Source organism: Chamaesiphon minutus PCC 6605, assembly GCF_000317145.1.
Classification (GTDB): domain Bacteria; phylum Cyanobacteriota; class Cyanobacteriia; order Cyanobacteriales; family Chamaesiphonaceae; genus Chamaesiphon; species Chamaesiphon minutus.
This window is the reverse complement of the sequence record NC_019697.1, coordinates 6,066,226-6,092,535: the sequence shown is the minus strand read 5'-3', so window position 1 is coordinate 6,092,535 and position 26,310 is coordinate 6,066,226. Positions and strand designations below refer to the sequence as shown.

Genomic DNA, 26,310 nt, shown 5'->3' with positions numbered 1-26,310 from the left:
ACCAGCAGTATATGGTAAGGTCAATGTGAGTCGATAGTCCATCGCTACTAATTCTAAAAGCTCAATGCTATGTCTGACCTGCCTTTCACCCTGGATCAGTTACGGATTCTCAAGGCAATTGCTGCGGAGGGAAGTTTCAAACGCGCTGCGGACAGTTTGTATGTGTCTCAACCTGCGGTCAGTTTACAGGTACAGAATCTCGAGCGTCAATTAGATGTCCCGTTATTCGATCGTGGTGGGAGACGAGCGCAACTGACTGAAGCCGGACATTTATTGCTCAGTTATGGCGAAAAAATTATCACCCTATGTCAAGAAACCTGTCGGGCGATCGAGGATCTCCAAAATCTCCAAGGTGGTACGCTGATCGTGGGCGCATCTCAGACTACGGGGACGTATTTATTACCCCGGATGATTGGGGTGTTTCGGCAAAAATATCCCGATGTATCAGTGCAATTGCACGTTCATTCGACGCGGCGCACGGCTTGGAGCGTCGCCAACGGACAAGTAGATTTAGCTATTATCGGCGGCGAGATTCCCGCAGAGTTACAAGAATCGCTAGATATTTTGCCCTATGCTGAAGATGAATTTGCCCTAATTTTACCTACCAATCATAATTTTGTAGGGATGAAGAGTATTCCGAAAGAAGATCTCTACAAACTGCACTTTATTTCCTTAGATTCGCAATCGACAATTAGGAAAGCGATCGATCGAGTACTCACTAAATGCGGTATCGATCCCAATCGGCTGAAAATCGAGATGGAACTCAATTCGATCGAAGCCATTAAAAATGCCGTTCAAGCAGGCTTGGGCGCGGCTTTTGTCTCGTCTTCGGCGATCGAACGCGAGGTCGAAAATGGTACGCTACATCGGATCTCGATCGATGGTGTAGCGATCGATCGAATGCTCTCTGTCATTGTCAATCCCAATCGGTATCGCTCTAAAGCGGCTGAAGCTTTCGCTCAAGAAATCTTACCTAATTTCACTACTTATGCATGGGATGCCGGGAAGCTTTTTTCTAAGCGAGTTAAACCAGAAATTGATATTGAAGAGGATAGTTAGTTAGTCGATCGTGAATTGGGGATAGTAAGCAGTGGGGACGAACAGAGCGGAAATGAAACACTAGATGTTTGATGAAATAATTGGTAGCGCGATCGGCTAAAATAGAGAGCTACAGTTTCTTTTCACTACAATGGTTAGACGTACCGATTTACGGATGAAGTCATTGCTGACAATCCGCTCTCTGTTGCAAACCATGATTACGTTAGCTTCTGCATCGTTGGGGTTTGTATCTGCATTAGCCTGGAATGATGCCATCAAAGCTACTTTCAAAAAGTTGCTCCCAGAAGGGGACTCGCTCCCAGCACTCTATACTTATGCCGCAGTAGCAACCATCCTGGCGATTACGGTGGTAGGTACCCTCAGTTGGATTGCTGCCAAAATCGGTGGAGAAGCCATCATCAATCGTGAAGTAGATGGGTAGATGAATCGTGGATAGTCGATAGTGGATAGTGGATAGTGAATAGCAAGTAGGGTGGGCATCTCCCACCATTTAGGTTTCAGGTATTATCTATTCGATCGATATTTGTATCTATCTACTTAGTTCAAAGCTCTTTGGAGGTGTACTGCTAACTTTTGCCTAATGAGATCGACATCGAGCCAACGACGACGAGAATTGCGCCGAGAAAACCGAGTGCAGTAATATGTTCGGGAGTGACTAATCCTGGTGATAGCCAAGCAGTTAGACTCATAGATACGATCGTGAAAATCGGTGCTAGAGCAAGAATCGCACTGACTCTAGAAGCTTCCCAATGTTGCAGCGATTCGGCAAAAGCTCCATAGGCGATGACAGTATTCAGCCCGCAAAAAATCAGTGCCATCCACTCGATCGAGTTAAGATCGAGTAAGGTTTGGGGTTTGGCTACAGTCCAAAATAATAAGCCGCACACACCATAAATTACCCACATAATGTGAGCAGATTCTAATTTAGTTAATAATTGCTTTTGAATCAGTGCGTAGATCGCCCAAGTAATTCCGGCAATGACTAACATGATGCTACCGTTAATGTATCGATCGCTATCTGCTGCTAAAACTTTTAATTGTTCGGAAAAGAAGCCGATAAATCCTGCCAAAAGAATGCCGACACCCAGCCATTGATAGCGCGTGTAACGTTCCTTAAAAATAATCAATCCGCCTAAGCTCAAAAATACACCAGCCAACTGAATTACTACTTCTGCGTGTGAAGGAGAAGTTGCTTTTAAACCCATTACAAAGAAGATATAGTTACCCATCAGACCTAAAATTGCGATCGCAAATAGATAAATCGGTACCGATCTTAATTGTGAAAATTTAGGGATATTTTCTTGTCTGAATAAGTAAAAACCGAGCAAAATAAATGCCGTCGCGAATCGAAACCAATTAATCGTATATACATCTAACTTTTTCAAGACAATTGCGATCGCAACTGGTACTAATCCCCATAAAATTACCGTAACTAGCGATAATCCCAATCCCAATCGCCAGTTACCCGTCGTCCGATGCAGTTCCATTAATTTTAGGTATGATTAGTAGTTTAGAGCGGTTGTGAGTTTAAGTATGGATAATAATTTAGAATTAGTGCGAGTCATCGCCGATCGGATCGAGAGTTCGCCACAGCGACAGATTACTTTTGCTGAATATATGGATTTGGTATTGTATCATCCTCAGCATGGTTATTATGCCAGCAATGCCGAGCGAATTAGCGAAAGTGGAGATTTTTTGACATCACCCCATTTAGCTGATGATTTTGGCGAAATGCTCGCAATTCAGTTATACCAAATGTGGCAAATTTTAGGAGAGCCGCAGCTATTTAGTATAGTCGAAATGGGTGCTGGGCGAGGATTATTAGCCGCCCAAATTCTAGCATACTCCCAGCGCGAATACCCCGACTTCTTTCGATCGATAGATTACATCATCATTGAAACCGCACCAGCGATGATTGTAGCACAACAAGCGAGGCTGCAAGATTTGCCCGTGCGCTGGCGTACTTGGGCAGAAATACCCGATCGATCGATTAATGGTTGCTTTTTATCGAACGAACTGATCGATGCTTTGCCAGTACATCAAGTCGTAAAAATTGATGATAAATTGCAAGAGATTTATGTCACGCTTGGCGATCGAGATCTCGTACTTACAGAGAAAATTGACGAGCTATCGACAGATAAACTAGAGCAATATTGGCAACTTAACCGAATTAACCTACTTAGCGATCGATATCCCGAAAAATACCGGACTGAAGTAAATTTAGCTGCCTTAGCATGGCTAGATCTGGTTTTTAAAAAAATACAGCGGGGCTATATTATCTCGATCGACTATGGTTATACAGCCGATCGCTATTATAATCCGATGCGCTCGCAAGGGACATTACAATGTTATTACCAACATGCCCATCATAACGATCCATATCTTAATATCGGCAATCAAGATATCACTGCACATGTAGATTTTACCGCACTGCAAAATTATGGTGAGTTATTAGGCTTGCGTACAGTCGGATTTACCCAGCAAGGGATGTTGCTAATGGCATTAGGATTGGGGGAAAGAATCGCCGCAATTTCGACTAGTAGTGGCGATCTTCAGTCTCTACTCCACCGTCGTCAAAATCTCCATCAATTAATCGATCCGATGGGATTGGGTAAGTTTGGGGTATCGATCCAAAGTCAGGGATTGAATACTCAGGAGCGGGAGATATCGTTGCAGGGTTTATCGATGGTATAAATAGGCGATCGCGGAATGCTGAAATTATAAATTTGTGGTATAATATTACACAGTATGATTAGCTAATGAAGGGTTATCAATTTACCTATTCAGTCTATCGACGCCCATTTCGACAACCATTGACAACCAGTCATGGTACGTGGGCAATTCGAGAAGGGATAATCATTCAACTCACAGATGCTAATAGCAGAGCCGAGCTGGGTGAAATCGCGCCGATTCCGTGGTTTGGCTCAGAATCTATCGATCGAGCGATCGAGTGGTGCCAGCAAGTTGGCGACAATATTACCAAGGACAAAATTCATCTGATTCCCGACGATTTACCAGCCTGTCAGTTTGGGTTTGGCAGTGCTTTGACGGCTTTAGAGTTGCCGCCAACTAGCACGCTCGCACCTAAGTTCGATTTGAGTGGCTTATTACCAACAGGAGCTGCCGCAATCGCCCAATTACCCGTTTTAGTGCAGCGGGGGTACTCCACCTTCAAATGGAAGATTGGGGTACTGCCGATCGCCCAAGAGGAGGCAATCTGGCGACAATTGATGATGGCTGTGCCGATAGATGCCAAACTCCGGCTCGATGCCAATGGAGGCTTGACTCAGACAGCCGCCGAACGATGGTTGGAAATTTGTAGCTCAGAAGCGCGAATCGAGTTTATCGAGCAACCTTTGGCACCAGAAGAGATCGAGATCGCGATCGAGTTAGCCGCTAAGTATCATACCCCAATCGCGCTCGATGAATCGGTGGCAACATTCGATCGGATTCAAGCTGCTTATGCACGGGGTTGGCGGGGGATCTATGTCATCAAACCGGGGATTGCTGGATTTCCGTGGCGACTGGCAAAATTTGTTACTCAGCATCAGCTCGACGTAGTATTTTCGGCAGTGATGGAAACCAAAGTCGGTACCGCAGCCGCTTTGCGATTGGCATCAGACTTAAAAGTTACCCGCAGCCTGGGTTTTGGAGTAGAGGATTGGTTTGACGATGATATGTAGAATCGTAAACATCTGGCAACGCGATCGAAACTATCCGGCTGGCTCTGTCAAAGCTATGAAATAAGGATTATAGCTACGAGCGATCCTAGCAGTAGATGATGCGATCTTTTTTTGGCAAACTCAGCAAATTTTTCGGAAAATACTGAGGACTGTTGTAGATTAACTCACAACGCTAGCTATGGTCGGTAGCGATTTCATCGCCTATTTCCAGTAGAAATATATGCATAAGGTTCTAATTGCAGCGCGAACGCTCGGCTGGTGCGCAATCGCCCTCGCGATCTGTAGTTGCAATTCTAATTTTCCATCTAATGCTCAAAGTATTAGCTCGACCGCCCACCCAGTTTCGTCGCCGAATACATTGGCACAGCCAGCGCAACCAGATCCAGCGGTAAGCTCGTCTCCGGCTGGAGTCTCTAAATCGCCACAGGCGGGAACGACGCCTACTGAGTCAGTAATGTCAGAACCTTATGTAAATCCGCTCGACTCGATCGTGCTTAATGCCAAAAATCGGGTTGCTAAAGATCCTACCGCTAAATCCAAATCGGCTGCGTTAACCCCAACTCGACTCAATTTAGATGTTAACGATGGCAACGCTCAATTCAAACAGTTGAGTAAAGCTTTAGCCCTAACCAAGCAACAGCCGCAATCGCCATCTCAAAATCGGATTTCTGCATCAGCTTCTTGCCGAGCCTTTCCCTGTCTGATTTTAAGTCGAGATCCCAGCAATTCTCAGAATAGATTCAACAATCCGATTTACAAATTGACTGCTTATCGCGATCGCACATCGGATTATGTCTTTCAACTCGATGCTGTCACTGGTAGAGGATTTACTCAAGCCAGGAATCGCTACCAAAGCGATACAGATGCGCCCTTGCCCGACGGATCGTATTCTGTCGTACCCACAGTCGTCAAGGGCACGATTCGAGAAGTAGGCGGAACGATGGTGCCAATTTTTCCCAAGCCTGGATTCAACCCGCGTATGAGAAGAACCGCTCTCGGTATCCACTGGGACCCGAGTTTCGATCGAGACAACAAAGAAGATGGTACATCGGGTTGTATCGGGATGACAAAAAAGTATGACTACCACCAAGTCAGAAACTTCGTTTTGAAATATCGTCCGCGCTCTTTAGAGGTGCAGATTACTCGATAGATCGAGCGAATTAGATCGATAATAAATAACTAACCACGCCAAAAAAATCATCATGAAACTTCAATCTCTTAGTACGGCAATCTGTTTGGCAGTAGCAACAAGCACGATCTCACTCGCACCTGCCTTCGCGCAATCTGGCCCCGGAAATTATGGCGGTGTTAGTACCGTCTATAGTTGCAGTCGCGATGGCGATCCGGTCAATCTGCGCGCTCGTGCTGGTCAGCAATCTAGAGTAATCGGCAGAATTCCACCCGGTCGATCGGTAGTGTTAATTGGTAATGCCAGAGTTGCTGGTGGTTATACCTGGAGAAAAGTCAACTTTTTTGGAGCGATCGGTTGGGTTAGAGGTGACTTTTTGTGTAGTTAATTTAATTGATAAAACAGAGGGGGAGGGGTAATCGATCGATTACCCCTCCCCCTCTGTTTTATCAATTATCAACGATCGATTAACTTCGATCGCGATCGAATCTACGCATTAAATAAGCAGCCGCAAAATCACCATTGGGATGTTGGACGAGCACCTCAGCCAGATCGAACACTCGCTGCGCCATTTCCACCCCCACCTTATCGATTACGGCTTGACGTTCGAGCGCATTAAGATGACTGGCGCGAGCTTGAGCTTGCCACCCGCTCGAAAAAATCTGCGGAATATTGGTATGGAGTTGCAATTGTTCGAGTACGTCCCATTCTCCCCGATCGCACCAAATCCCGCCACAAGTGAGACAATGTTCGACATAAAATGGTTGTTTGAGCGCGATTTTGCCTCTAGCCATCATGGTAGAGCATTCGGGGCAAGGGGCTGCTTTGGCATCTAAGGGACTGGGTGTATATGGCAGATGATAATTCTGAGCTATAGTCTCGCGGCTGGGAACGACTGCCGGACGCTCCGATCTCCAGCCTTGATAGTTCCGACCGGAAATCCATTCTCCTTCACACTTGGGACAATGTTTTGTCAACAGCAGATCGCCGATAATTCCATTTACTAGCTCAGACCTACATTTAGGGCAATACATCTTTTAAATCAGTTGGCAGTTATAAGGTGATAGTCGCGGCTAGCGCGATAGAGGTTCCCTCGCCGCTCTGAGTTCCAGCAAGCGCACATCGGCTGACGATCGATCGTTGCTCGGAAATTTTGGCAGTGGCAGCCAACGACTACATCTCTAGTGTAGTCTTCTGGCGATCGAGGTGCGGATGTGAAACGATCGAAAATAGTTACGATTGCAAACTAGCGATCGCTGCTTGGCAATATTCGAGCGATAGTGTTAATTTTTCTTGATATGCTTGACGGCGTTGTCGAACAGTGGTGGGATTGCGTGCGGCAGCCATAAACATGACATCCATTGGTAGTAAGCGCAGCAGCCGATAGCTTTCGGTCGCATACGATCGGATTTTACCAGCCAGCGGTTCGGGCAGATCTAGATCCTGAGTGAGGATCTCTGACTCAAAAAAATCGATCGTCTGTCTGAGACTGACTTTCAGTTCGGGTATTGAGTCGCTGGGCAAGTCGCTCAAGCGGGTAAATAATTGTTGCCACATTAAAATCTGTTCGGATGGCAACATAACTAAATTAGATAGAATAGAATATTATGTAAATAATTTTACACTTCATTTTCTCTCTCGAACGCTACATTCTCGGCACTCGGATGTAGCTAATTTAGCACTACATTCAGTGCCATGTAAATTGAGCGCGATTGGCGATCTCCCAGCAGCGCAAGGTAGTTCGCCACATCAATTTTGACATCCGTCGTCCGACTATATCGATAACATCGTAGTTGGTGTCATCGTAATTATTGTTTAGCCACTCTTTGCAACCTTGTTAGCGGAGCCTCTCTGCGCAGGCAGACGCTTACCGTAGTTAAAGCCTCGCCTTTGTCGATCCGGAACGATAATCGAGCCATCATTCCCCACTGGGAGATTTAGATGGTTTGGATTAAAGTTTAGTTCTAATTATTTACATCCTATTCTCTTCAGTTATGACCACTCCTGTTTCTATTTCTACTGACAATATCGATCCTGTGACACTTGTCAACGATCCCGATAATGAGGTCGTTTACGATTGTGAGATTCCCGATTGGTTGCAACAGTGTTTGGCTGGAGAAGACAATACTGATGCACCGATAGATCTCGATTCTCTGCCAGAGACGCTACGCGAACGTAAATTGATTAAAAATGCCTTTGAATTCGCATACGAATTACATGGCGATCAAAAACGCAAATCGGGCGAACCATATATTTGTCACCCGATTGCAGTCGCGGGATTGCTGCGCGATTTAGGTGGTGGCGCGCCGATGATTGCAGCGGGATTTTTGCACGATGTGGTCGAAGATACACCGATTACGATCGACCAAATTGAGGCAAAATTCGGTAAAGAAACAGCACACTTAGTTGAAGGTGTCACTAAACTTTCTAAATTTGAATTTTCGAGCAAGAAAGAGCAACAAGCCGAAAATTTTCGACGCATGTTTATCGCTATGGCGCAAGATATTCGCGTAATTGTGGTCAAGTTAGCCGACAGACTGCATAACATGCGTACCCTCGACCATTTACGCACCGAACGACAGCAAGCAATCTCTCAAGAAACTCGCGATATTTTCGCACCTTTAGCTGACAGGTTGGGCTTGGGGCGAATTAAGTGGGAATTAGAAGATCTCTCATTTAAATATATCGAAGCTGAAGATTATCGCCGGATTCAAGATCTCGTTGCCGAAAAACGCACCGCCAGAGAATCGCGAATTGCGAACGTTACTGAGATGATCCGCCATCGACTCGATCGAGCTAAGATTAACTATGTAGATATCAGCGGTAGACCGAAACATCTTTATAGCATCTATCAAAAGATGCGCTATCAAAAGAAAGAATTTAGCGAGATTTACGATTTGACAGCAATTAGAATCATTGTCGAATCAAATCACGAATGTTATCTCGCCCTCGCCGAAATTCACGATGCTTTTAAACCAATTCCTGGCAGATTCAAAGATTATATCGGCTTGCCCAAAAACAACCGCTATCAATCCTTACATACTACCGTCGTCGGCTTTACTGGTACGCCTCTAGAAGTCCAGATTCGGACATTAGAAATGCACCACGTCGCCGAATATGGTATTGCCGCACATTGGAAATATAAAGAAGCAGCCAAAGCCGATAAATCGGGACCAGAAACATCAGAAACAGGTAAAGCCACAACCAATCGCCGGACGGAAGTAGATGAAAAATTTGCCTGGTTGCGCCAGCTATTAGAGTGGCAAAATGACGTTAAAGATGCGATCGAATTTGACGATCATCTCAAAGATCATTTACTCGAACGCGATGTTTATGTCTTTACCCCTAAAGGCGAAGTTGTCTCGCTCCGCCAAGGTTCGACACCCGTAGATTATGCCTATCGGATACATACCGAAGTCGGCAATCACTGTGCGGGAGCCAAAGTTAACGATCGCATCGTCCCCTTATCGCGGACGCTTAGCAATGGCGATATCGTCGAAATCATTACGCGCGAAAATAGCCGTCCGAGTCTCGACTGGCTGAATTTTGTCGTCAGTCCCGGCGCGCGCAACCGGATTACCCAGTGGTATAAGCGATCGCATCGCGATGAAAATGTCGCTAGAGGGCGAGAATTATTAGAGCGCGAATTGGGCAAAAATGGCCTAGAAGCCCTGTTAAAATCCGAACCGATGTTGGCAGTCGCCCAACGCTGTAACTACGTCACTGTCGAGGATTTACTCGCCGGATTGGGCTATGGCGAAATCACCCAAAAGACGGTAGTCAATCGCCTCCGCGAAATGGTTAAAGATCGGGAAGCTCCCACCCAAGAGTTGCCCCCAACTACCGCACCCAAGCAAACCTCGCCCGCAAATAGCGACTTCCCCATTCTCGGTATCGAAGGATTATTGCACCACCTAGCTGGTTGTTGTAGCCCGATTCCTGGCGAACCGATTATCGGCATCGTCACCCGCAATAGCGGCATTTCGATCCACCGTCAAGGCTGTGTGAATGTCGAACAGATGGACGGAAATCGCTTGCTCCCAGTAAGCTGGAATACTCAAGTTACCAAAGAAAAAGCGCGGACTTACCCCGTCAGCGTCCAGCTAGAAGTACTCGATCGAGTGGGAGTGCTTAAGGATATCTTATCCCGATTGACCGATAATAAAATTAACGTGCGATCGGCCAACGTGATTACTCACTATGCCAAGCCTGCGATTATCGATCTATCGATCGAAGTCAGCGATAAAGCACAGCTCGATCGGTGTTTGGCTCAAATCAAGCAAATGAGTGACGTGCTCAATATTCGACGGCTCACTCAGTCAGTGGAGAATTAATGGATTGGGGATTGGGGATTGCGGATTGCGGATTGTGGATTGAAACTCGATTTCCCAGTTTCCCAATTCTCTCAGTCCTTGCTTTTCTATCTAATACCAATTTAAAAGGCAAATGACGATAGATGGGCACAGCAGGCTCCACATACAGCCAAACTTTCTCAACACCCAATCCCCAATCCCCTAACTTTTCTTACTAGAATCCACCAATATCAGTTATTTATTCAAGGAGTAAAACAAGATGGTTTTTGATGAATCGATGCAAAATGCACTGGCTGGCGGACTAGCGATCGCGATCGGCATCGGTGCGATGTTAATGATGTTTAGTAATATTTGGACTACTAAAAAGTAATTTCAATTAGTCTTCAATATCTCGATCTTTGCCATAACTGGCAACTCGATCGAGGTCTCTTAGTGTGAGATTTAAAGATCTGCTAATCGCCAACATTTAGCTCTGGATAACGCTCTGAATGAGATTCCCTCGGCAACATATCTTGCGCTAAAGGTGAAGAGTCTGGGCGTGGGGCAATGGTGCCGATCGCTTCGAGATCGCGGAGAATATAGTTAAGCTGATTGGCAATCGAGCCGATGGAAATTTGCGACTGACAATCGCGCTGACGACTAGCTTGCAAAAAATGTAATCGCATCTGCCAAGTTGAATGGTTGGGATGCTTGGTGAGGTATTCTAAGACGGCTTGACGGTTAATCATGTTTACTACCCAATTATCCAGTTAGGCATATTGTCCCTCAGTCTTAACTGATTATGTAGATATCTTAACATTTTTGTCGCTATTTTAATAATTCAGCCGATAGCCAATTTTGCGGACAGTCTGGATGGGATCGGGATGTCCGAGCTTTTTGCGGAGGGTGAGGACGTGACTATCGACCGTGCGGGGGTTGTCGATATCGATGTCCCAGGCGCGTTTGAGCAATTCATGCCGATGCACTGGTCGTCCGTTGGCCTGTGCTAAGACATAAAGTAAACTAAATTCTTGGGGGCTGAGATCGATTCTAGTTTCTAACGACTCCTGGCGGCTCGAACCTGATGGTTTGCTGGAATTGGTGCTGGTTGTAGCTGTGTTAGTGGCGTCGAGATCTGTCAAAGTCGAATTTCTCAGATAAATGCAACGGCGTACCAAATCGATGCGTAAATTGCCATACGTCAGATCTGTCGGAATCGTGTTGGCAATCCGGCTGCGCCGCAGCAAAGCTGCCACTCGTGCCAAAAATTCTGGCATTCCAAACGGTTTTTTGAGATAGTCGTCTACTCCAGCATGGAGCGCGCTGACGAGATCGATTTCGCGAATTCGCGCTGATAGCATCAAAATCAGCGAGTTACCTTGAGGGTACAACCACTGACAAAATTCGATCCCCTCACCATCGGGTAAATCAGAAGCTAAAATTGCCAGCGTCGGTAGTTCGCGCGCGCAGTGTTGATATGCCTGCGCTAGTGTCGCGGATTGGTGTACCTGATAACCAGCTTGTTGAAGATGCCAAGCCAAAAGCGATCGCAAGTTGTGATTGGCTTCAATAATGTGAATCTGTACGCTCATGTTCGGGATACATTTGCTGAGTCTGAATCGATATTACAGATCGAACTTACTTTACAACTACTTGTCATCTTATCTCCGATCGCGAGTAACTTTCGCTCGATCGCCCATAGCAGAAGATGCGATTATGGGCAGATATCGCCGTCATTTCTTCAAAAATTACGTTTTTTTGCACTCTTTTCTGAAGGTGGAACACAAATGCATAAGCTAGCCGTCTATAATTTACCTATTAGGTTAAAGTTGTTATTTACAGGCCGATCCCCGCATTAGCACACCAGCCGATGCGCGAATCGATGTCGATAATTAGCACAACCTTTCCGGATCGATCGCATTTAGTTGCGAAGTATATAGATATCATACAGACATAAATCTACCCCGCCCCGAGCAAACTTAATTTATAGCAATCTAGCCGCAACACATACTGAATTCAAGATCCTACGCAAACGTGTATTTTCCACACCTCAAATTATTAAATATTTAGAGTAGAGTGAAGATATGCCCAATTAAACAATTTTGAGATACCCTATTTAGTAAATTGAGGGATTTAGCTATGCTACAAACTATAGAAACGATCGGGCATTACCAAAAGATTACAGACGCCTTAGTTGAAATGTGGCATCGAGGATACCGCTCCGATGACTTGCGTTTGTATCTCGATGGCTATTTAGCTGCATTAAGGAGTACGAATGCGCTAGAAGCATATCAAATCAATCGACTTGAGGAGGAAGTAATGCGCTATGTTTACGATCCCTCGAATTTTGAACGAGTCGAACTTCAGCGAGAACCCGACTATTATTAATCATCAAATTGTAGTGTAATCCGATCTCTCCCGATCGATACATTATCAATCCGCAAGCTTAATATTCCTCAAATTAATTATCAACGTTGCTGAATCTGTAAAAACCCGAACGGCTTAATGGGCTTAATGAAGGGGGAGGGGAAACTGACGATTTCCCCTCCCCCTTTACTAAACTATATAGCCACTCCAATTTGGAGCGACTGACATCAATTTAGCTAGCTAATGCAACTTCAACCATTTGTTGAAGTTCGCCCTTTTGATAGAGTTCGGTCATTACATCCGAACCACCGATGAATTCACCATCGATATACACTTGCGGAATTGTCGGCCAATTAGAATATTCCTTCACTCCTTGGCGAATATCTTGGTCGGCTAAAACATCGACAGTCTCGTAAGGGACGCCGAGAATATTTAAAATTTGCACGACTTGATTGGAAAATCCACATTGGGGCATCAATTTGGTGCCCTTCATGAATACCATAATCTTGTTATCTGCAATTAATTGACCGATTTTTTCTGATGCTGGAGTAGTCATAATAAGTTCGAGAATATAGAGAATAAAAATTAACTGCGAGCGGCAAATGGCCAGGTACAGTAGTAGATGCACGGCAAGCGATGGCTGCGTTGCCTATTTTTCGGCTTGCCATGTTGCGGGGGTATAAGTTTTAAGAGCGAGGGCGTGAATTGCGCCACTAGCCATCGCTTCTTTCACGGTACCGTACACCAACTGGTGTTGTTGGATTAAGGACTTGCCTTCAAACTGGTCTGAAACTACTACTGCTTGATAGTGATCGCCGCCGCCTGTCAAATCGGTAATCTGAACGGTCGAGCCGGGGAGTCCTGCTTCGATCGAGGCTTTAACTTGACTGGGAGTAATCGCGCTCATGCTAAAAATTAGTCTAGTTACTTTCGGATCTACCAATTATAACTGGAGTGTCGAGAACTAATCCAGCCTATGCATTAGCGATATCCGTAAGCTTCTTCCAGCTAAATTGACGATCGCCACCTAATTCGATAACGACTTTGACGCGCGGATCGATCGTGGGTAATTGGGTGAGATAAGCTAATTCTTGTTTGGAGAGCACCTGTCCGTCGATCAGCCACAACACCAACCCCTTAGATGTCGGCAGTAGATTGTTGAGGAAAGTATCGAGCATCGGTGGAATATAATACGTGCGGATTTCCTTTTTGCCCAAGTGCGCCGGACGCACGCCATGCACTCCAGTGAGGTAGGCACTGATATCGCCTAAACCTCTGGCGGATAGGCGCATACTTTCGTAGCCAGTGGCGCGGAGTCGCCGTTGATAGCGACCCTCATAACCGCCTTCTAACGGGACGTATACACCTAACGATCCAGCTTGTTCTAGATCGCGGATAAATGGCTTACCAGTAGTAATTAGGGGCACAGTCTCGGTATCCTTATTAACAATTAGTTTCGGTTAGTGACGATCGCAAATTGTCATTTATAAATCTTTTGACAACTCGATCTTCAACGGCGCGACGCTTTAGTCGCTTATTCTTCCTCTAATTATGCCACGGGTTGAGAGCCTCGCCCCAAATTTACTTGAGAATGTTGATGCCATCGTACACCAGAGCGATTAATTCACCGCGACCGTTAAATTCGACCGCCGATGCTTTGGGAGTAACGATCGTAATATTTTCAAACGCCCAGCAACACCCACAGGACTGAGCTAAATCTACGAGTAATTGAATCTGGGGGATTTCGATACCAATCTGGTGAAAATAATCAAAATAGCTCAAGTAGGCAATCCGATAATCTTGCAGCGCGCTGGGAAGCGATAAGGTATCGAGCAGGGGATAACTCTTTTGGAGTTCCGAAATCGAAACTTGATTTAAAAAATCGCCCAAGAGATCGAAAGCCATATTTTGCGCTTCATCGAGCACTAACGCGCGTGGATTGGCATAAGCCTTGACGACATCGATAAAGGCGGGCTGAATTTGACCATTTATTTCGCGATCGCAGGTATCGCAGATTTGATGCAAGATGCGGCTGCTGACATCGACTAAATCCGGACGATTCATCAAAAATGTTAAGGCAGTCAACGGATTTTCCGTCCAGAGAATGCGCGATCTATTCAAGCCAGCATATAAATAGCAAGCATCGATCGCCTTTTCCGCCCGCTCGCGATCGGTCGTCCGATCGACCAAGATTTTATCCCACTTGTCCCTAATTTGAGGGATAAAATCTACTTCTAGTTTGGCTAATTTCCGACGTTCGATTGACACTTTGGCTAGGTATTGGGCTAGAGATTCTCTTTTTATTACTTGCGGAGGAATATCAGTAGATAATAACATATTACTTGTGTCTTTAATTAATTATGTCTGCCTCGAATTAACGAACACAAACGAATCCCCGTAATTATTAAAATTTAATTTAGTGCGTTCTTTTAGAAGAATACTGACTAATACCGATCGGACTTTACGCCGTCACGATTGCAGATCCAACCAGATTAATATCTAAATTCTAACTGAAAATCCCATCGAGTCGCATGGTCAATTTGGCCGATCCGATCGATACGGGGGATGGGGTAATGGGTAGTAGATAGTGGATAGTGGATAGGAAGTTTGGACGCAAGCGTCCGCGTCCTTTTGCAGTTTTCCCTAACTCCCGACTCCCTGTCTTGTCTTGTCTTGTCTCGCATCATCCGGGAGGTTCCCTCCTTTGTCGATGCATTGCTGTCTCACATAATCCGGGAGGGAACATCCCGACTGCGAGCCGCAACTCCCCGCTCCCCGCTCCCCTAATTCAATGGACGAGCTAGTTTGCGCAAATCTTGAGCTAATTCTGCGGCAGTTTGGTAACGATCGATCGGGCGACGTTGGGTGACTTTATCGATGGTTGCTTGCATTTGGGGCGACACCAGGGGTACGTTGGAGAGATCGAACCGATAGCCATCGGGTAAAATTTGGATAAAATCAGCCGGATTGCGTCCGGTAAGTAAGAAAATTAGGGTCGGCCCGATCGCGAATAAATCTGACTGGGTAACAGGTTTGCCGTTATTTTGCTCTGGTGCCATATAATCTGGCGCGCCAATTTTTGTGCCGCCGAGAGTGCCGATCTCTTTCACGGCACCAAAATCGAGCAAAAAGATCCGGCGATCGATCGTCCGCACCAAGATATTGGCAGGTTTGACATCGCGATGGATCAGTGGCGGTTGTTGCTGATGGATATAGCCCAAGATCTCGCATAGTTGAATCATCCAGTCGATCGCTTGGGCGATATTTACTTTGCCACGCTCCATCACATACAAGTCTAAATCTTGGCCGTGAATCAGTTCCATCGCTAAATATTTGCGCCCGTCAGCGACGAAGAAGTCGTAATATTCGGGAATGCCAGGATGGTGCAGGCTTTGGAGGATTTTGGCTTCGCGCTCGAACAATTCTTGCGCTTTGGGAATTACCGCCATATCGGCATTCATTTCTTTGAGTACCAACAATTTAGCCTTATCCCAAGCTAAATAAGTGGTCCCCATGCCGCCTTGTCCCAAGGTTTTGAGGACTTGATACTGCTTAATCTGGCGAATGACCGTAATTGGCTCACCGCAATGGATACAAAATAAGGTATTGGGGGGGTTGTCTGAGTGTTCGCACTTGACTGGAGCCGCTGGTACACGAACTTGTAGCGGCGCGACATCGAGTTCGACAGTTAATAATGTCCCGCCTTTGGATAGTTCGATGCGAGCATCATTAGTAATTAGAGTCGAACCTTTGCCCTGGACGATGGCGATCTGGTTGACAAAAGTACCATTGGGGCTGTGATTGCTAATTTCCCAATAGCCGCCACCTTGACGCAAACTCGTATACGAAATCGTGGCATGGAGCCGCGAAATTGAGGGTCGATCGATGACGACTTGGCGTTCGGGAGATCTGCCGATCTCAATTGGTGCTGGGGGAGTAAATTGCCACTGCTGTAAGATCAGAGTCCTCTGCTCGTCCCACAACGAAATTTGAATATTTTTCATCGAGCCTGTGGCAATTTCCCATCCCTAATTACTGACCGAACGTGGTGTTAAGAGCAGCCGCCAATTAGCAACATAGGAACGAGCATCGCCATAAATGGGACTCCGCCGACCGATGGTTGCGGCTAAGTCGATCGCCGTCGAGATCTTGCCCTGACGATAGATATTAATAGCACGTTCTAGGGTGCGTCGATCGGCAATTTCTTGTAGTTCCAAGCTCCAGTAGCGGACTTCGGCTTGGGCTTCGCGATAGAGCGATCGACCGGGGGCGATCTGATTGGCGATCTCGATCGCACCTGCGAAATTGCCGCCTTGGGCTGTGGCGATCGCATTATTCAGGATCGGGCGATCTTCGATCGTCTGGATTTTCTCGGTCCATTCGGCGACAGCAGTAGTAATTTCTTCACCGAGCGGGCGATCTTTAGTTATTTTGCCAGCCAACTTCACGGCAGCTTTGAGATTGCCTAGAGAATCGCCCTTGTTAACGATCTGTCTGGCTTTAGCCAGGATAATCCGATTGTCGATGGTTTCGATCTGCCGATTCCAGGTAACAACTTCGCTTTGGATCGTTTGCCCGACTTCACTTTGGGCGGGAACTTGCTTGGCAGTTTCGATCGCCATTGCCAGGGTCGCTGGTTGTTGGAAGTTGGCAATCGTGCGCGCCCACTGGAGTTGGGTTTGCTGTTTGAGCATCGATTGCCAGTTAGATTGCTTGGTCCGCGCGAGGGTATAAATCGGACTAGTTTTGGGAATTTTCTTAACTCGATCGATTGCGTCGATCGTCGCTAGAAGGTGCCGTTTACCCGCCCAGACATGTGCTTGATTGAGCTTGACCCAATCTTGTGCTTCGGCGTAAATCGACACGTCCTGGGGCACTTTTTGGACGATGGCGATCGCGTCGTTAAAGTTCTGCTGTTTATACAAATCGACGCTCAAGTTGACTAAATGCCGACTCCACTTACTCCGCAAAGTTTGGCCTTCAAGGTAAGCATAGCTCTGGGGATCGATGAGATTGGCCAGCTTCATCGCTTTGACGATCGGTTCTGGCTGTTGGGGTAAGGGTAATTCGACTTCTTTACCTTTTTTAGCCGCTTTGACTGCCAATTCCATCCGTTTGGCACGAGTATTGTAATCATCGCTATCTTTTTCTACCAGCGCGTCTTTGGCCTCTTGCAGCTTATCCCAAGCATCGCGTTCGATCGCTAGCTTGGCAGACATTTTATCGTATTTGAATCCGCTCCAATAGCTGCCCCGCATCCGTTGTACCGATTGCAAGATGACAAAGGCTTGATTCCAATCGCCAGTTTTCATCGCGCCCTCGAATTTGGCTTCGATACTGGCACTATCTTTAGATTGAACCGACCATTTGGCGAGCGTCTCTTGAGTGCGATCGTAAATGGGACTAGTAGGAGGGATAATTTTAAGCGTCGCGATCGCTTTGTCGATCTGACCTGCGTTTAGTTGCTTGCGGCCAGCTCTAGTTAAGTCTTCCGACCACTCTTTGAGCAAGCGTTGCGATTCGCGATAGAGCGGATGCCGATCCGTCCAATCTTTGACTAAATTTACAGCAGCTCGCAGCTTGGGTATTTCCTGGGTATCTGCGCCGACTTGAGCGCAGTAGAGCCGCTCGGAATCGGTAGAAACGGGCAAAATTCCCTGACAAGTTGGCGTCGGGGGCACGGCAATCAATAACAAATAACTGGTAATCCCCGTCCCACCTACCATCGCAGCCAGCACCGCCCAAAATGCCGACCAAGGGTTTAAAGTAACAGTTGGCAGGTTGAGCTTGCTAATCGGTGCGACAGCTTCGCTAAACAGATCTTTATCGAAGATCTTGGACATCGCCGCTACCGCCGGATTTTGGCTGGCGGCATTTGCGCTGGAATAACCACTGCGATCGGCTAAAGGCTCGTCGCTATCGAGTTCTGGACTTGAGGCTGGGAGATCGACTTCACCGCTGTCTCTAGCGGACGATCTGCGCGATTGAAACTTTTTCCATACGGACACTACTCGATCTCCGATCGCCTGTCTGTTGCTATTTTCCACGATCTGCTCCTCACATCCCACTAACTATTTTAAGTTTATAGTAAAAATATATTTTATATCTACGAGTTAGTCTGTTACTTTATCAAAATCGGCCTCGATTGAGATCGTTAGATCTGCCCAATCTTCAAGTATTAAAATTTACATTTTGCCGATATTTGTACATCTATATCATTAATGTTAATTTAAATTGCTTTTATTTAGAAAATCTTAATTAAGTAGCTAAGATAACAGAAATAGCCAGCATTGCACGGAAACTTTTCGGTCGTTAAGATAAAGATAAAAGTAGGGTTAAATTGCTAGCAACTAGGTAAGATCGATCGACCTAGACCAGCTATTGAGTAGCTCTGAGACAATGGCAGCAGGCAGAAGTCTGTCGATCGAGTCCGAACGAGGCGGTCGGCATGGTAATTCTTTAAGGATCTTAACACTTACAATGATAATCGGAAATCGCTGTAACTACTACTAAAATATCGATCGAATTTATCTAAAATACCGAGTATATGACAACTGTTAGTATTAGCCAGAGCGCAATTCTGAATCTAGATCTATCGCCGATCGCAACCGATCTCGATCGTTGGTTGGTGGATAAAAATCCCACCCAATTCAATCTAGATATAAAACTAGCAATCGACTATCCATTAGAACCGCAAGATCCACGCGAACTCTCCGAAATTCCGGAAGTGAGATTGTGGTTTATCCGGGTGGATGCCTGTTATCCACAGCTACCGCTAATCCTCGATTGGCAAGCCGGAGAACTCGCTCGATATGTAGCAATGCTCGTGCCCCATCAATTCAGCCGCAAGGACGGAATCCAGTACAATCCTGAAGCTCTAGAAATTTGGGTCATGCATCGAGTATTTTTATTAACAGCTTGGCTAGACGCGCAACAAATAAAAGATCGATCGCGCCTCAAATTCATGACTCAAATGCTAGGCTATGAACTTGATGATGGTTTGTTTGACTTATTGAAGTAAAGTAGCTTAAGGGGATGAAGGCTTTAGGTTTTAGGCTTTAGGTTTTAGGCTTCGTAATTAATGTTCTTCCGTCTCCCCCTCTCCCCCTCTCCCCCTCCCCTAACCTATGAAGGCACAAGTATTTCGTGGAGTCAATCAACTCAGCTACGAAGAGATTCCAGTCCCTGACATCGCCGCAGATGAAGTACTTGTCAAAGTTAAAGTAGTCGGCTTGTGCCAATCGGATATCAAAAAAATTCTCTATCCACTCTATACACCACCCCGTATCTTCGGACACGAAACGGCAGGAGTCATCAGTCAAGTAGGTGCGGATGTGCGTGATTGGCAAGTCGGACAGCGAGTGGTAGTGATGCATCATATACCTTGTATGCACTGTAGCTACTGCCTCCATGAAAACTATTCCATGTGCGATGTCTACAAAAATGTCACCACCACGGCGGGATTTGCGCCCAGCGGTGGCGGCTTTGCTGAGTACGTCAAAGTACCGGGACATATCGTTCGCAACGGCGGTTTAATTCCGATTCCCGATGCCGTTACCGACGAGCAAGCCAGTTTTGTCGAGCCGACAAATTGCTGTCTCAAGGCTGTCAAAAAAGCGAATATTCAAGCTGGCGATACAGTTTTAATTACTGGTGCTGGCCCGATCGGGTTAATGTTTATTATGCTAGTCAAGCATTTTGGAGCCAAAGCAATCTCGACTGACTTAATACCCGCCAGAGTGGCGAAGGCTCTAGCTGTCGGTGCCGAAGCTGCCTTCGACGCACGCGATCCCGATCTCACTACCAAAATTCATGCCTTAACTGGGGGCATGGGTGTCGATACTTCAATCCTGGCAGTACCTAGCGACAAAGCCTTTTTCCAAGCCTTAGACTGCACTCGTAAAGGTGGCAAAATCTTGTTTTTTGCTGAGTTTCCCGATGAGTTAGAAATTCCGATTAATCCCAATGTCTTGTATCGACGGGAGATCGATTTGATGGGTAGTTATAGTTCTTCGTTTCGAGTGCAGGCATTATCAGCAGATTTGGTATTCAATCATCGCATTGATGTGGATGCTTTAATTAGCGATCGATATCATCTTAAAGATCTCGATAAAGCAGTAGCTCAGGCAACAAAACCGACAGCAGAAACTTATAAAATATTACTGTACAACGATTAATCGTAAGCTGAAAAAATCCCCTCCAAGGAGGAGATTTATATGTGGAGATGTCGATCGAGTGCTGTATTTGAATCGATCGAAACTCACTAATTATAGTGATATTCGATATCGACTATTAATTTTCAAAAGTTGTTTGCATCTTTTGGCGACGTTCCCATTTCTGAAAAGCGCAGTCATATGCATACCCTTGGTGTTGCAACAAAACTCGCCATGCACCCACACCACGTATTATTCCCCAGGAAATGAGGACGTATAAAGACCAAGGAACTCCAAATCCAGTTAGGACGTTTACTGAAATCAAACAGGCATTAACGATTGCGTATTTGCCCATTCGCTCTTGCAGTTTCGATCGACGATAAAGCTCAAACTGCTGATGTTTTTTTGCTAATTTTTGCCGTTCTAACCACTGATTTTTGGCTAGCTCGATTGAGTCGGGAGAAATATTCAGTTCTTGGGCAATTTCTAATAATTGAGCATCAGACAAATCACTCGCGATGTCAGATTGTTGTACTAATGCGATGTTAACAATTTGGCGGACAGTTTCTCGATCGAAAGATTGGGTTGAAGATTGTAGTGAAGAGTTCATATATTGAAGATCTGCGAACTTGTCTGGTGTGGTTGTTTATTTCCTACTGAAAATCGAAGACGTGCTAATTGTCTCCAGTGGCAATTGGTAGCTCGGTTTGACGACTCCATTCATTCCAAGAACCATCGTAGTTACGGACATGGGGATAACCCAATAAATATGTCAACACAAACCAAGTACACGCCGAGCGTCCGCCAATGGCACAGTAAGGAAATACTTCTTTATCGGCGGTAACACCATGACTGCTATAAAGAGCCTGTAAAGCCTCCGCAGACTTAAACGTACCATCTTCATTTAGTGCGCAGACATGTTCGATATTGACTGCGCTGGGAATATGTCCCGCGCGTTCTGAGCTTTCTGGTGGCTTCATCATGAATATTTCTCCTCGGTATTCGGGAGGGGTACGGACATCGAGCAACACGCGATCCGATCGATCGAGCGATGTTTGCACTTCGGCTTGTAATACTCGCAAATTAGGATCGAGAGATTTAGCTGAGTACTGAGTGGGTGAGCAGCTAGCAAACTCCGAGACTACCGGACGACCTTCGGCTAGCCATTTTTGATATCCGCCGTTGAGGACATATACTCGATCGTGTCCGATGGTTTTTAAAAACCAGAAAATTAAGGCTCCAGTATCGGGATAACTACCATAAGCAATTACTGTGGTGTTGGGGGTAATACCAGAGCGAGATAGCAGTTGGGAGATTGCGATTGGATCTAGATTCATACTGAGATCGGGAGCGAGCAAATCTGTAAAGATATTCCAAAACACCGCACCAGGAATATGTGCGTCTTTCAACGATCCTGGACTCATATTGAGTTCGATTACACGCACAGTCGGATCGTTGAGACGATCGAGCAGCCATTGAGTATCGACCAAAACTTCGGGATGAGCGTATTGAGACATGGGGATTTCTCCGATCGTGGGCACTAAAGCTAAGATTAAGAGAAGTAGACAGCTTTAGAATAGTCCTCGATCGAGTACTCTTTGTGACACTATGACCAGTTCATTACAGCCTATATTTACAGAGATCGATCGGCTAAAAGACGAACGAGAGCTGCGTTCGCAGATTGTGCCAAAAGTGAGCGAGCATTTTGACACGACCCGAGCGGGCATTTTTTTCTTCGATAAACTTTCTACGCTCGATCCCAATCTTCAGAAGATCTTAAAAGTTGCCCTATCAATCGAGTCTAATCCAGTGGCGCGTTATTTGATAGAGCATCACGCACCAGTTCACGAAGGATTGGTAACATCACCCAAGACATGGAAAATGATTTGTCCCCGTCCCGACCATTGGCATGTAATGGTAGGGCCGATCGTCAGTTGCGGTAAATTAGTAGGCGCGGTGGGTTGCACGCGCGATCGATCGATGCCAGCTTTCGACACCCAAAATTTAACCGATCTCAGCGGGATCTGTTTGCACTTATCGATTTGGGCGACAACAGCCAGAACCACAGCCCCAGTTTTTCAGATCGATAAATTAACGCCGCGCGAATTGCAAATTGTCGAATTGGTAGCTTTGGGGCGCACGAATGCCGAAATCGGTCAGGAATTGTGGATTACCGAAAATTCGGTCAAGCAGGCTTTAAAGCGGATGTTTCGCAAGTTAGAAGTTTCATCTCGCGCGGAAATGGTGGCACAATTGGTTAATCGATCGTTGATAGTTACTGCTCTGCCTTAGTTTTGGCCTAATAAGCTTTCGATCGCCGTTAAACTTGCTGGATCTAAATACTGTTTATTATTGGCAACTACCGATGATAAAAAGTTTTTGACTAGCTCGTCTTCGATCGACCAAACTACCTGACGATTGGATATTGCAGCGGCAACGATCGTGTTGACCTGTGCGGCGGTAAATTCTGAATAATAACTTAATTTAGCGATCGCTGCTTGAGTGGCTGCAATCGAGTGACTATTTACTAAATCTCTAATGAGAAATTCTTTATCTCGCGCACTAGCCAGCGCAATTTCTGGAAATTGTTCTTTACAGAAACTCGACAATCTCTTGTAAAAATGAATTTTAGTTTGCTTTTTACGCTCCCATTCAGTCAGTAAAAAATCGCTAAATTCATCATCACTGAGTGCCGAACAATAATCTTTATCGCCAGTAATAAAATAGAGGTCTTCACCTGCTGGCGTTTCATCGAGCAGACATTCCCAGTTAATTGCATCGCCCAAGGAGTTATTCTTACCCGGTGGATTGCCAATGCCCATTCTAAACCGCGCTCGATCGAGTACGGTACTATTTGGTGTCAGTTGCTTACCCAATCTAAATAAAGATTGGACGATTCGATCGGCTTTGAGAGTTTTAGCTTTAATGTCGATCGCAATTCTCGCAACTAATGCTGCATGAGAGCGTTCGTATTGCTTGAGCGATTCTCTTAAGAGTTCGATTTCTGGATAGTCTTCACAGAGTTGGGGAAATTGAGGATTGAATGTTTGATTGCGGAATGATTTAATCGCACCATCGATTCTTTGTTCGCGGTTGCGATTAAATTCATCGATAATTTGATCGGTGAATAATAGCGTAATTTGTTGCTTGTCGATCGCGTCAGTCAGTTTACTTAGTTCGGCTAGATCTTCTTGATTGAGTGCATAGAAAGATAGCAGAATATTAGTATCGATGAAAAGCTGCATATCTTAATAATTAGGAGATATATGAATATATTAATATCTATGAATCAAATCAGAAGCTAGATCTGCCACTTTCTACAAAGCTCGGTAATCCACCCTCTGAGCCATCGACCGATTTTTGCCATCCTACCTACTCACATTGTACCAAGGTCGGATTGGTAACTTTTTTGCTCGCTATTTCAATGCTTTCGGATTCCATTCTTTTACTGTACTAGATCTTGTCCTCTGCAACCTGCTAATTTTGCCTACCCCTCGGACGCTGACAGATTTTTTTAGCTAATTGCTCAATTGACTATCTCCAGGCACAGCTAGCTTTTTTCCCCTTTCCGCTGTCTAGAAGAAAAACGTGCATGACCTCAGAGAAACAAAGGCTCAGCTTAGCAACGCTTCCTTTTTCTCCGCTCACAACTGATAGTAAAGATATATTGGTGCAAGATCTGAGTCGATTGTCACCAAATCAGATCCTCACGATCGAGTCCTGACTCGTAAGCAAGATCGAGATACAATAGATTGACGACTATTACGAATTAGAACTATTTAGATGAATACCGTTACTATTCTTGAGATTATTTGGAGCATATCTGCATTTGGTTTAACTGCAATGGTGTTGCTCCATAGCCCCAAAGGTGATGGGATTGGGGGCATTGGCGGTCAAGCGCAATTATTTAGCAGTACCAAAAGTGCAGAAAGCAATCTCAATCGGATTACTTGGGGTTTATTTATGGTATTTATCACCCTGACAATTATCTTGAGTGCTGGCTGGCTATCGTCCGCTCCCGTAACGCCAGTGGCAGCTCCACCAGTGACAGTTCCTCCGGTTGGGAACTAACAGATTTTGATGGTTGAATCTATCGGGTAACCATGCCATAGATTCAGCACAATGCAGCCAATCGATCGCAGTTATTATTTGCTTAGCTGCCAGATTTAGAGTCAGGGTAATTTATGAATTACCCTGACTCTAAATCTGGCAAGGATTTTATATAGATCTTAACTAACTGCCCTAATCGGTGCTAATGTCTCGCTGTAGAGGTGCTCGATGCGATCGATATTACCTTTGAGGGTATAGCAGTCTAAGACGCGCTGACGGGCAGATTTGCCCAGCATCTCGCGCCATGCTGCGTGTTCCCGCAGCACGGGAAGCAAGGTGCGGAGTTGACCGGAAACGCCTTGAGTATTGATGACCACTCCAGCATCGCCCGCAATGACCGAAGCATCGGCACCAGCATCGGTAGCCACACAGGCAAGTCCGCAAGACATGGCTTCTAAGAGCGATAGGGATAAACCTTCAACCAGCGAAGGTAGAATAAACACATCCGCACCGCGTAAAATTTCGATCCGCCGCGCATCATCGCGAATTGCACCCAGCCAAATTACTCCATGTTCGACATTATAAAATGGTTCGAGATTGGGTTTGAGAGGGCCATCGCCGACTAATAAAAGTTTGCACCCATAGTTACCCATGTTGCAATATTTCCAAGCCTTGAGCAGAGATTCAACATTCTTTTCGGTAGAGATTCGTCCCTGATACACGTAGATTTGGCTGGCTTGAAACTCCGCCTTAATATTGCTCGCCCCAGGCGTATATTTTTGCTCGTCTACACCATTGGGAATGACGATGATGCGATCGCGTGCTACGCCGAGTTTGACTAATAAATCTTGCTGCTCTTCACAGAAGATAATCGTGCGATCGTACTTAGCTAAAAATGGTGCATAGAGTTGATATGCTAATAATTGAGTAGTTGAAGTGACATTGCGACGTTTGCCATCGTAGGGAGTATGAAATGTCGAAATCAGTGGTAGATCTAGCTCTTGGCAAATTTCTGGAAGCAAAAAATCTAGCGGTGACAAACTCAAAGAAGCATGAACGATGTCTGGTTTGCGACGGCGGAGCGACCTTTCGAGAATGCGTTTGGCTCTAATTGTGGGAATTGTAAATACTTGAGATTTATACAAAAATGGCAATGGCACCTCATCACCATCGGCTTTAGTATCTGCAAAATGCATGAAACTGACTTTGTGCCCGCGATTAGTTAAGGCAGTGGTAATTTCTCGACTATAGGTAACATTGCCACAAAAAGGCGTTTTCTTTCCCAGCCACGCAATATGCATTTTTCGTTAAATCGATCGGTACTTAGTAACTGCGGATCTTTAGGATTCAATCTGTTGACAGTTAAGGTGATAAGATAGGCAACCGTATTTTAAATTGGTGCCAAACGCTTAGTAACTCTTCAATATACCAGAAAAGTTTCCACCATAGATAGTGAGTAAATGACACAAGAGCGGCTTCCATCGGCGCAAATCGTGGTTGAGATCGTGCTCTATCAGCCGCAAGCGACCATTTATGCAACCACAAAACCTACTTAGCTCTAATTCGAGGTAACGATC

General features: G+C 45.6%; 27 protein-coding genes. 12 read left to right on the top strand and 15 right to left on the bottom strand.

The features are described 5' to 3' along the window. Nucleotides 1-69: 69 nt before the first annotated feature. Nucleotides 70-1,059, top strand: coding sequence for a LysR family transcriptional regulator (locus CHA6605_RS27915; RefSeq protein WP_015162708.1), 990 nt, complete (start codon nt 70-72; stop codon nt 1,057-1,059). Between the two features lie 130 nt (nt 1,060-1,189). Continuing rightward, on the top strand, nt 1,190-1,480 hold the full coding sequence (locus tag CHA6605_RS27910) for a DUF5654 family protein (protein WP_015162707.1): 291 nt from the start codon (nt 1,190-1,192) through the stop codon (nt 1,478-1,480). Between the two features lie 145 nt (nt 1,481-1,625). Here CHA6605_RS27910 and CHA6605_RS27905 read toward each other — a convergent pair whose 3' ends face one another. Then, nucleotides 1,626-2,546, bottom strand: a complete 921-nt coding sequence (locus CHA6605_RS27905) for a DMT family transporter (protein ID WP_015162706.1) — start codon at nt 2,544-2,546, stop codon at nt 1,626-1,628. Between the two features lie 46 nt (nt 2,547-2,592). Between CHA6605_RS27905 and CHA6605_RS27900 the strand changes: the two genes are divergently transcribed. The 4 genes from CHA6605_RS27900 (at nt 2,593) to CHA6605_RS27885 (ending at nt 6,259) form a co-directional block, all read left to right on the top strand. After that, nucleotides 2,593-3,753 (top strand): class I SAM-dependent methyltransferase, encoded by a 1,161-nt coding sequence (locus CHA6605_RS27900; RefSeq protein WP_015162705.1) that lies wholly within the window; start codon nt 2,593-2,595, stop codon nt 3,751-3,753. A 65-nt stretch (nt 3,754-3,818) separates the two neighbouring features. Next, on the top strand, nt 3,819-4,742 hold the full coding sequence (locus CHA6605_RS27895) for an o-succinylbenzoate synthase (RefSeq protein ID WP_015162704.1): 924 nt from the start codon (nt 3,819-3,821) through the stop codon (nt 4,740-4,742). 220 nt (nt 4,743-4,962) lie between these two features. Further along, on the top strand, nt 4,963-5,892 hold the full coding sequence (locus tag CHA6605_RS32110) for a hypothetical protein (RefSeq protein ID WP_015162703.1): 930 nt from the start codon (nt 4,963-4,965) through the stop codon (nt 5,890-5,892). A gap of 52 nt (nt 5,893-5,944) precedes the next feature. Then, nucleotides 5,945-6,259, top strand: a complete 315-nt coding sequence (locus CHA6605_RS27885; RefSeq protein WP_015162702.1) for an SH3 domain-containing protein — start codon at nt 5,945-5,947, stop codon at nt 6,257-6,259. A gap of 79 nt (nt 6,260-6,338) precedes the next feature. Here the strand turns inward: CHA6605_RS27885 and CHA6605_RS27880 are convergent, their stop codons facing one another. Next, nucleotides 6,339-6,848, bottom strand: a complete 510-nt coding sequence (locus CHA6605_RS27880) for a TFIIB-type zinc ribbon-containing protein (protein ID WP_232432147.1) — start codon at nt 6,846-6,848, stop codon at nt 6,339-6,341. Between the two features lie 256 nt (nt 6,849-7,104). Beyond that, entirely contained in the window at nt 7,105-7,452 is a 348-nt protein-coding gene (patD, locus tag CHA6605_RS32105; RefSeq protein WP_015162700.1) for a heterocyst frequency control protein PatD, read from the bottom strand. 413 nt (nt 7,453-7,865) lie between these two features. Here patD and CHA6605_RS27870 point away from each other — a divergent pair, with 413 nt between their 5' ends. Beyond that, nucleotides 7,866-10,205, top strand: a complete 2,340-nt coding sequence (locus tag CHA6605_RS27870) for a RelA/SpoT family protein (protein WP_015162699.1) — start codon at nt 7,866-7,868, stop codon at nt 10,203-10,205. Nucleotides 10,206-10,636: 431 nt separating this feature from the next. On the opposite strand, the gene CHA6605_RS27865 is transcribed toward CHA6605_RS27870, so the two are convergent. After that, nucleotides 10,637-10,912, bottom strand: coding sequence for a hypothetical protein (locus tag CHA6605_RS27865; protein ID WP_015162696.1), 276 nt, complete (start codon nt 10,910-10,912; stop codon nt 10,637-10,639). Nucleotides 10,913-10,996: 84 nt separating this feature from the next. Next, nucleotides 10,997-11,755, bottom strand: coding sequence for a response regulator transcription factor (locus tag CHA6605_RS27860; RefSeq protein ID WP_015162695.1), 759 nt, complete (start codon nt 11,753-11,755; stop codon nt 10,997-10,999). A gap of 547 nt (nt 11,756-12,302) precedes the next feature. On the opposite strand from CHA6605_RS27860, the gene CHA6605_RS27850 reads away from it, so the two are divergent. Further along, nucleotides 12,303-12,551 carry a DUF6761 family protein gene (locus tag CHA6605_RS27850; protein WP_015162694.1) on the top strand — a complete coding sequence of 83 codons (249 nt, stop codon included), beginning with the start codon at nt 12,303-12,305 and terminating at the stop codon, nt 12,549-12,551. Between the two features lie 211 nt (nt 12,552-12,762). On the opposite strand, the gene grxD is transcribed toward CHA6605_RS27850, so the two are convergent. From grxD to CHA6605_RS27820, 6 genes are all read right to left on the bottom strand, one after another. Next, nucleotides 12,763-13,086: a Grx4 family monothiol glutaredoxin gene (gene grxD, locus CHA6605_RS27845; protein ID WP_015162693.1), complete on the bottom strand. Its 324-nt coding sequence runs from the start codon at nt 13,084-13,086 to the stop codon at nt 12,763-12,765. Nucleotides 13,087-13,179: 93 nt separating this feature from the next. Further along, entirely contained in the window at nt 13,180-13,437 is a 258-nt protein-coding gene (locus CHA6605_RS27840; protein WP_015162692.1) for a BolA family protein, read from the bottom strand. A gap of 67 nt (nt 13,438-13,504) precedes the next feature. Beyond that, a complete protein-coding gene (locus tag CHA6605_RS27835) occupies nt 13,505-13,957 on the bottom strand; it encodes an NAD(P)H-quinone oxidoreductase subunit N (RefSeq protein ID WP_015162691.1) in 453 nt (150 codons plus the stop codon). Between the two features lie 154 nt (nt 13,958-14,111). Further along, nucleotides 14,112-14,867, bottom strand: coding sequence for a hypothetical protein (locus CHA6605_RS27830; RefSeq protein ID WP_015162690.1), 756 nt, complete (start codon nt 14,865-14,867; stop codon nt 14,112-14,114). Between the two features lie 446 nt (nt 14,868-15,313). Then, nucleotides 15,314-16,534 carry an FHA domain-containing serine/threonine-protein kinase gene (locus CHA6605_RS27825; RefSeq protein ID WP_015162689.1) on the bottom strand — a complete coding sequence of 407 codons (1,221 nt, stop codon included), beginning with the start codon at nt 16,532-16,534 and terminating at the stop codon, nt 15,314-15,316. 24 nt (nt 16,535-16,558) lie between these two features. Then, nucleotides 16,559-18,577 carry a hypothetical protein gene (locus tag CHA6605_RS27820; protein ID WP_015162688.1) on the bottom strand — a complete coding sequence of 673 codons (2,019 nt, stop codon included), beginning with the start codon at nt 18,575-18,577 and terminating at the stop codon, nt 16,559-16,561. 500 nt (nt 18,578-19,077) lie between these two features. Between CHA6605_RS27820 and CHA6605_RS27815 the strand changes: the two genes are divergently transcribed. Next, complete coding sequence (locus tag CHA6605_RS27815; RefSeq protein WP_015162687.1) at nt 19,078-19,551, top strand: CRR6 family NdhI maturation factor; 474 nt, start codon at nt 19,078-19,080, stop codon at nt 19,549-19,551. A gap of 106 nt (nt 19,552-19,657) precedes the next feature. Then, a complete protein-coding gene (locus tag CHA6605_RS27810) occupies nt 19,658-20,707 on the top strand; it encodes an alcohol dehydrogenase catalytic domain-containing protein (protein ID WP_015162686.1) in 1,050 nt (349 codons plus the stop codon). A 115-nt stretch (nt 20,708-20,822) separates the two neighbouring features. Here the strand turns inward: CHA6605_RS27810 and CHA6605_RS27805 are convergent, their stop codons facing one another. Together CHA6605_RS27805 and CHA6605_RS27800 are read right to left on the bottom strand one after the other, a co-directional pair. Then, complete coding sequence (locus CHA6605_RS27805) at nt 20,823-21,293, bottom strand: 2TM domain-containing protein (RefSeq protein WP_015162685.1); 471 nt, start codon at nt 21,291-21,293, stop codon at nt 20,823-20,825. Nucleotides 21,294-21,357: 64 nt separating this feature from the next. Further along, nucleotides 21,358-22,200, bottom strand: coding sequence for a sulfurtransferase (locus CHA6605_RS27800; protein WP_015162684.1), 843 nt, complete (start codon nt 22,198-22,200; stop codon nt 21,358-21,360). 91 nt (nt 22,201-22,291) lie between these two features. Between CHA6605_RS27800 and CHA6605_RS27795 the strand changes: the two genes are divergently transcribed. Continuing rightward, nucleotides 22,292-22,975 carry a LuxR C-terminal-related transcriptional regulator gene (locus CHA6605_RS27795; protein WP_015162683.1) on the top strand — a complete coding sequence of 228 codons (684 nt, stop codon included), beginning with the start codon at nt 22,292-22,294 and terminating at the stop codon, nt 22,973-22,975. Here the strand turns inward: CHA6605_RS27795 and CHA6605_RS27790 are convergent. Continuing rightward, the gene (locus CHA6605_RS27790) at nt 22,972-23,928 is read right to left on the bottom strand and encodes a PIN domain-containing protein (RefSeq protein ID WP_015162682.1); all 957 of its coding nucleotides are present in this window, start codon (nt 23,926-23,928) and stop codon (nt 22,972-22,974) included. The genes CHA6605_RS27795 and CHA6605_RS27790 overlap by 4 nt on opposite strands. Nucleotides 23,929-24,466: 538 nt before the next feature. Here CHA6605_RS27790 and secG point away from each other — a divergent pair. Next, nucleotides 24,467-24,754, top strand: coding sequence for a preprotein translocase subunit SecG (gene secG, locus CHA6605_RS27785; RefSeq protein ID WP_015162681.1), 288 nt, complete (start codon nt 24,467-24,469; stop codon nt 24,752-24,754). Nucleotides 24,755-24,912: 158 nt separating this feature from the next. Here the strand turns inward: secG and CHA6605_RS27780 are convergent, their stop codons facing one another. After that, entirely contained in the window at nt 24,913-26,034 is a 1,122-nt protein-coding gene (locus CHA6605_RS27780; protein WP_015162680.1) for a glycosyltransferase family 4 protein, read from the bottom strand. Nucleotides 26,035-26,310 lie beyond the last annotated feature (276 nt).